Source organism: Herbaspirillum sp. UBA812 (assembly GCF_002296545.1).
Taxonomy (GTDB): domain Bacteria; phylum Pseudomonadota; class Gammaproteobacteria; order Burkholderiales; family Burkholderiaceae_D; genus Herbaspirillum; species Herbaspirillum huttiense.
In genome coordinates, this window is record NZ_DBIC01000212.1 from 1 (window position 1) to 6,733 (window position 6,733).

A 6,733-nucleotide genomic window follows, 5' to 3' on the forward strand; every position below is an offset into this window, starting at 1 on the left:
GCCGGCCACAGGAAAGACGACGGAGATCGGCCTCAAGGGGGCGTACCTTGAAGGGCGCCTGCACGCCTCCGTGGCCCTGTTCGAAACCCGGCTGGACAACGCGGCCCAGATCGTCGCCGGTGCGTTCACGCCAGCGGGCGCGCAAGCCTACAGCGGTGCAGATGGCACCAAGTCACGCGGAGTCGAAGTGGATCTGCAGGGCGAGCTGGCACGCGGCTGGAACGTCTACGCAGGCCTCTCCCACTTCATCGCCGAAGATGGCAACGGTGTGCGTCTGAATTCGCAGCTGCCGCGTACCACGGCACAGTTTTTCACGACCTATCGCCTGCCTGGTGCGTGGCACAAGCTGACGGTGGGGGGCGGCGTGAGATGGCAGAGCAGCATCTATGAGGCGGCCAATACCGGCACCAGTACCTTGGGCGGCCAGCAGGGCGGCTATGCCCTGGCATCGCTGATGGCACGTTATGCCGTGTCGCAGAAAACCACGGTGGCACTCAACGTGAACAACCTCTTCGACAAGAAGTACGCGCTGCAGAAGGGGGACTTCGATACCGTGACCTACGGTGCTCCACGCAACATGATGGTGACACTGGATTACCGCTATTGAGTCCGCACGGACGCCTTTTGCATCATCAGAAAATATTATGAATCGCTTCTTTAATCATCTGGAAAAATGATATGTCAATTCAGTCGCCGCTTTCCTCCCCGCATCCTCTGCCGACCCGGCATCCGGACCAGACCGCCTTGTTCTGGCTGGCCACTGCCATCGGGGCCGTGCTCTTCGTGAGCTTCCAGCTGTTCTTCTACGTCAACGACTTCGTGAGAGCACAGGGCAGCGCGCCCGCCATCACCTTCGAGACCAAGATGCTGTGGATGTTTTCGGCCTATTACGGCTGCTGGATCGTCACCGTCCTGCTCGCACTGTCGGCCAACCGCGCGGCCCGGTGGAGCGCGCTGATCCTGGGCAGCCTGCTGGTTGTCCTCAACACCTTGGGCGGCATTGCCGACGGATTGCGCGATGGTTGGCACATTGCCTTCTCGGCGATGTTCTTCATTTCACTGCCGGGCGTATTCGCCATCGCGACCACCTGGCGCAACCTCAATCGCAAAGGAGACGGCCATGTCGATGAATAGTGCGGATTTCCCGCTTGTATGGATGAATCTCACCCAGCAACCCGGACATGATCACGAGCAGGATTTCACGGAGTTTGAAGCGAACCTGCAGCGCGAAGAACCCTTCGTGCTGCTGACCGATACCGTCCCTGCCGAAGATCACGAGCATTCCGCGGAAGAAAAGAAACGTACCGCACTCTGGATGAAGCAGCACAAGCATGCCTTGCGCAAGCTGGTGCTGGCGATGATCGTGGTGGAACCCAATGCGGCCAGGCGGGTTGGCTTCAAGGCCTTCGCGGTGGTGTTTGCGAAGTTCTGGGGCTACCCGCTGCTGCTTGCGGGCTCGCGTGAGCAGGCGCTGCAGATGGCGAGGGAACTGCTGGCGCAGAATGGCAAAGCAGTCAGGCTGACCTGAGGCTGTTTTCTGACCGAATTGCGGCGGCTATTGCCCGGGTCGCTCCGGGTTTGCTACAGGCGCAGCTGCCAGCGCCGCCGCAATTGCCTCCGGCACGAACGGCCGGTTATTCATGAAGCAAGCCCCGACAAAGACCGCCTCCGCATACACCACATCCCCCACCTTGATCTGCTGCACGAAATTCACCCGGCTGCGCTTTTCGTGTTTCTGCACTTCGCAGGTGACCTCCATCGTGTCGCCCTTTTGCAGGCTCTTGCGAAAGCGCAGCGAGTATTCCAGCACCATGAACACCTGCCCTTGCCGGAAGGCCTCTTCGATATCGATTCCCAGCGCTTCCTTCAAAAAGGCATGCCGCGTCCATTCCATATAAAACGGGTAGTACAGCCCATCGACCACGCCCTGAAAATCGATGTGCTTGGGATCCACTTCAAACTGTTTTGAAAACATGATGTCGTTCCTTCCGTTCAGATTGGTCAAACCGGTGACACGATAATCGCAGGGCAGGGCAGCCGTCTACCCTCCACGCGCGAAGGCATCGCAAAAGGTCGGGCCGGTAAAACGAGGTCAAGCCCGACCTTGTTGCGCGAATCCGGCTACCATCGGCGATATCGATTGTGCGCGCCATCCCGATCTCACCTACCAGCCTGAATCCGCCCCATGCATTTGCCTCCTTTTCTGTTCCGTGCGAAAACTGTGCTGGCTGCCAGCCTGTTCAGCTTGTTGGCCTCCATGCCTCCGCCGGTCCCTGCTGCCACTACGACATCTGTTCCCGACATGGAAAACGCGCCGGTCTACGGCCCGCAACTGGAGGGCTTCGACTACCGCTGGCCGCTCTCGCGTTATCGTTTCCACTCGCAGCGCCAGGACATCGAGATGGCCTATCTCGACGTGGCACCTGCCGCCGGCAGCGTTCCGCACGGCACCGTCGTCCTGTTGCACGGAAAGAATTTCTGCGCTGGCACCTGGGAGCAGACCATCGATGTCCTGCGTCGCGCCGGCTACCGTGTGATTGCACCGGACCAGATCGGCTTCTGCAAATCCAGCAAGCCCGAGCAATACCAGTTCAGCTTCCAGCAACTGGCCGCGAATACGCACGCCTTGCTGGCCTCGCTCGGCATCGAGCAAGCCATCCTGGTAGGCCACTCCACCGGCGGCATGCTGGCCATCCGCTATGCGTTGTCCTATCCACAGCAGACCCGCCAGCTGGTGCTGGTCGACCCCATCGGCCTGGAAGACTGGCGCGCCAAGGGCGTGCCGCCGGTATCGGTGGACCAGTGGTATGCGCGCGAACTCGGTACCACGGCCGAGCGCATCCGCAACTACGAGCGCGCTACGTATTTCTCCGGGCAGTGGAGTGCGGAGTATGAACCCTGGGTGCAGATGCTGGCCGGCATGTACCGCGGGCCGGGCAAGGAGCGGGTGGCGTGGAATTCCGCACTGCTGTACGACATGATCCTTACGCAACCGGTGTTCTACGAACTGAAGAACCTGAAGACGCCCACGGTCCTCATGATCGGCGACCAGGACAGCACCGCCATCGGCAAGGAATTCGCACCGCCGGAATTGCGCGCCGGGCTGGGCAACTACGCGGTGCTCGGGCGCGAGGCGGCTGCCGTCATTCCGCACGCGACCTTGGTGGTATTCCCCGGCGCTGGTCACGCGCCACAGATGCAGATGCCGGAGTTGTTTCATGCGCAGTTGCTCAAGCGGCTTGCACCGGATCCGGACCTGGTGCATCAGCTGGCACCGACGGGTGTGCTGCGCGCCTCCATCAATCTGGGCAACCCGGTGCTGGCGAGCCTGGATCCGCAGAGTGGGCGAGCCCAAGGCGTCTCCGTTGACCTCGCCCGCGAACTGGGGCAACGCCTCGGGGTTCCCGTTGAACTGGTGGTCGGCAAGACTGCTGCGGGTTCCGTCGCCAATCTGGAGGAGGGGCGTGCCGACATCGGCTTCTTCGCCATTGATCCAAGGCGCGCCCGCGAGATTGCGTTCACCCGCCCCTACGTCCTGATCGAGGGCTATTACGCGGTGCGGGCGGATTCTCCCATCCATGACAATGCCCAGGTGGATCGCCCGGGCCTGACAGTGGCCGTCGGTAGTGGAAGCGCCTATGACCTCTTCCTGAGCCGTGAACTGAAACAGGCGACCATCGTGCGCACGCCGACCTCGAATGCGGTCGTGCCGACGTTTGTCGAGCGCAGGCTGGACGTGGCCGCCGGCGTGAAACAGCAGTTGCAGGCCGATGCTGCCAAGGTTGGCGGATTGCGCATCCTCGACCAGCGCTTCATGGTCATCCGCCAGGCCATGGGGACACCGGCTGCACGCGGCGAGAAGGCACGTGCGTATCTGGCGGCCTTCGTCGAGGAGATGACGTCCTCCGGTGTTGTGGCAGCAGCGCTGGCACGCCATGGAATCGACGGAGCCGTCGTCGCCGGGCCGCATGATTGAATACCGTCAGGCATGCCGCATCGTCGGACGCTTTCTGCAGTGATCACAGTCAAGGAAAAACAAGATGGAACGCTGGATCGCCTACGCATTCATTTCCATGGCCTTTGCAGGCTTCACCTCGGTCATCGCCAAACTCGGCTTGACCGGCATCTCCAGCGATCTGGGTTTGGCCATCCGCACCTGCTTCGTGTTCGTCTTCGTGCTCATGTTCGCCGCTGCTGTCGTGCCGGCTGCGCAGCTGAGCTCCGTCACCTGGCAGAACGTCCTCTGGCTCGGCCTGTCGGGTGTGACCACCGCCGTCTCCTGGGTGTTCTACTACAAGGCCATCAAGGCGGGGGACGTATCCACCGTGGCGCTGATCGACAAGGGCAGTGTCATCGTGGCCTTGCTGATGGCGGTCTGGATTCTCAATGAAGTCATCACGCCCGCCAAGTTGATCGGGGCTGCGCTCATTGCCGCGGGATTGCTGGTGATTTCCCGCGGCTAGGCCGAGCTGCACGGCCCGCCCGGCACGACTTACTTCACCCCCGCCGAGACGGCCATCCGGTCAAAATCCGCATCCAGCTTCTGCAGCGATCCTGCAATCCGCTGCTGCCGGGCCTTGATCCACGCATCCTGCTGCGCCACGCGCGCAGTGGCCTCGCGCAGCATGCGGTCCATCTCGGCCGGTTGCGGACCGCCCACGGTGGCACGATTGCGCACGATGGCCACCGGATCGAGGGTGCTGCGGAACTCCTGTTCCGACAGCGGCAGGGCCTGCGGGAATTCCGAATTCAGCACCGCTTCGTGATAGATGCGCTGCGCCTGGTCATAAGGAAATTCCAGCGGCCGGATGTTGTTGGCCTTGGCATACTCCACCACTTCCGAGGCGAAGTGATGGCCCACGCGGAAGGGCAGCTTGTACTTGCGCATCAGCACGTCGGCCAGTTCCTGAGACGCGGTCCAGTCGCTGTTGAGTTCTTCCAGCGCGCGTTTCGGATCGATCACCAGCGCGCCCAGGATGCTTTCCCAGTTCTTCAGGACCTTGACCGTATTGAGCACCATCTCCTTGTTGGGTTTCACATCCTTGGCATCGCTCATGCCGGGCGGGATGTTGTGCGCCACGATGGCCACGCCCATGCCCTCGGCAATCACCATCGAGGCATCGCGCCGGGTGCTGTTGAGCAGGCCCGGATTGCGCTTCTGCGGCATGGCCGACGACACGTAAGTATTGGCCCCTCCCTCCTGCAGCAGGATCCACGGACGCGGCTGCGCATATTGCGTCATCACGTCCTGGATGAAGGCGCCGGCATGCAGGGCAATGGAAGAGACCACCGCGCCCGCTTCCACCGGGCCATCCACCGCCGACAGTTGCGCCGCGTCATAGGCGTTGTCGACGATGGCGGCAAAGCCCAGGTAGCCGGCCATGCGCTGGCGGTTCAACGGCCAGCTGGTGCCGTTGAGCACTGTGGTGCCCATGGCCGAGCGGTCCAGGCGCACATAGGCTTCGCGCAGGCGCTGGGCATCGCGGTCCAGTGCGGCGGCAAAGCCCAGCAGGTAGTGACCATAGCTGTTGGGCTGTGCCGCCACACCGTTGGTGTAGTTGGGCACGATGGTGTCGCGCTGGCTGGCGGCCAGTCTGACCAGCGCCGCCGTGGTGGCGTTGAGCTGGTTGGCCAGCGTCAGCAGGTCTTCGCGCAGGATGGCCGCGCGCAGCGTGGCCAGCATGTCCTGACTGGAACGGCCGGCGTGCAGCAGCGTGATCTGCGGACCGGCCGCCTGGATCAGCAGCGGCTCGAAGGTGATCACCAGCGTCGGACGCTTGGCACCTGGCAGCTCGCCATCGGCCAGCACCTTGCGGATGCCCTTGACGACCAGCGGGGTCATCGACTTGTCCAGCAAGCCTTCGTCGGTGTTGATCACGGCCGTGGCCTTGTTGATTTCGCCGAGCCAGAAGAATTCATCATGGCGCGGCGTCTGCTGCGCGTGCAAGGGCGCGGCGCAAGCCAGCAGGGCAGCGGACAGCGCGAAGGCGAGGGTGGAAAGCTTGGGCAAGGCGGTCTCCTGGAAGTTTTGATTGGTCTGTGCAGGGCGACTATCTTAGCGGGCAATCGCGATTTCGGTTTGGATGATCCGCTTCGGGTGTCGCTGCACAGTCCCTGCATCAGCTGGTTCAGCCGATTCAGCCGGTTCAGCCGATGCTGTTGACCAGGTTCTCGCCCCCGGTCACGTCCAGTACCGTGCCGGTGACGTAGGGATTGGTCATCAGGAACAGCGCCGCATGGGCGATGTCCCCGGCCTGGCCAGCGCGGCGTGCCGGGAAGCTGGCGGCCACCTGTTGCATCATGCCGGCCCGCACTTCGGCCGGGAGGAAATTCCACATGTCCGTTTCCACAAAGCCGGGACGGATGGTGTTGACCCGCGTCGGTGCCAGTTCCACCGCCAGCGCCACCGCCAGCGCCTCGACTGCCGCAAAGCTGGAGGTCACGGCCGTGAAGCCCGGCTTGGGCCGCACCGCCATGCCGCCGCTGAGGAAGGTCATGGTGCCGCCGGCGCGCAGCAGCGGTGCGGCGTAGCGGGCACAGGCCCAGGTGCCGAGGAATTTGCCTTCCACGTAGCTGTGCACGCCGCGCATGTCGGCATCCATGAAGCTGCCCCAGCTGCCGACGTCGGGCGCAGCGGTGACCACCAGGTGATCGAAGGGGCCGATGGCCGCAAAGGCGCTGCGCACGGCGGCTTCGTCGCGCATGTCCAGCGTGACCTGCTGCAGGCCGGCCA

Annotated in this window: 8 protein-coding genes; 5 read left to right on the forward strand and 3 right to left on the reverse strand. The window is 62.9% G+C overall.

The genetic code is table 11. The features are described 5' to 3' along the window. From B3873_RS14075 to B3873_RS14085, 3 genes are all read left to right on the forward strand, one after another. Positions 1 to 607: TonB-dependent siderophore receptor (locus tag B3873_RS14075; protein ID WP_286866791.1), on the forward strand; the 607-nt coding region annotated here is incomplete at its 5' end. A 71-nt stretch (positions 608 to 678) separates the two neighbouring features. Further along, on the forward strand, positions 679 to 1,134 hold the full coding sequence (locus B3873_RS14080) for a hypothetical protein (RefSeq protein WP_209531847.1): 456 nt from the start codon (positions 679 to 681) through the stop codon (positions 1,132 to 1,134). Next, positions 1,121 to 1,528, forward strand: a complete 408-nt coding sequence (locus tag B3873_RS14085; protein ID WP_286866796.1) for a hypothetical protein — start codon at positions 1,121 to 1,123, stop codon at positions 1,526 to 1,528. The genes B3873_RS14080 and B3873_RS14085 overlap by 14 nt, the downstream gene beginning before the upstream one ends. A gap of 27 nt (positions 1,529 to 1,555) precedes the next feature. Here the strand turns inward: B3873_RS14085 and B3873_RS14090 are convergent, their stop codons facing one another. Further along, complete coding sequence (locus B3873_RS14090) at positions 1,556 to 1,975, reverse strand: acyl-CoA thioesterase (RefSeq protein WP_286866799.1); 420 nt, start codon at positions 1,973 to 1,975, stop codon at positions 1,556 to 1,558. A 327-nt stretch (positions 1,976 to 2,302) separates the two neighbouring features. Here B3873_RS14090 and B3873_RS26685 point away from each other — a divergent pair, with 327 nt between their 5' ends. Further along, on the forward strand, positions 2,303 to 3,976 hold the full coding sequence (locus B3873_RS26685; RefSeq protein ID WP_414651543.1) for an alpha/beta fold hydrolase: 1,674 nt from the start codon (positions 2,303 to 2,305) through the stop codon (positions 3,974 to 3,976). A gap of 64 nt (positions 3,977 to 4,040) precedes the next feature. Beyond that, on the forward strand, positions 4,041 to 4,463 hold the full coding sequence (locus tag B3873_RS14105; RefSeq protein ID WP_039788891.1) for an EamA family transporter: 423 nt from the start codon (positions 4,041 to 4,043) through the stop codon (positions 4,461 to 4,463). A 29-nt stretch (positions 4,464 to 4,492) separates the two neighbouring features. Here B3873_RS14105 and B3873_RS14110 read toward each other — a convergent pair whose 3' ends face one another. Both B3873_RS14110 and B3873_RS14115 read right to left on the reverse strand, forming a co-directional pair. Continuing rightward, the gene (locus tag B3873_RS14110) at positions 4,493 to 6,010 is read right to left on the reverse strand and encodes a lyase family protein (RefSeq protein ID WP_286866803.1); all 1,518 of its coding nucleotides are present in this window, start codon (positions 6,008 to 6,010) and stop codon (positions 4,493 to 4,495) included. A gap of 136 nt (positions 6,011 to 6,146) precedes the next feature. After that, positions 6,147 to 6,733 (reverse strand): SDR family oxidoreductase (locus tag B3873_RS14115; protein WP_286866805.1); only part of this gene is annotated, 587 nt, incomplete at its 5' end.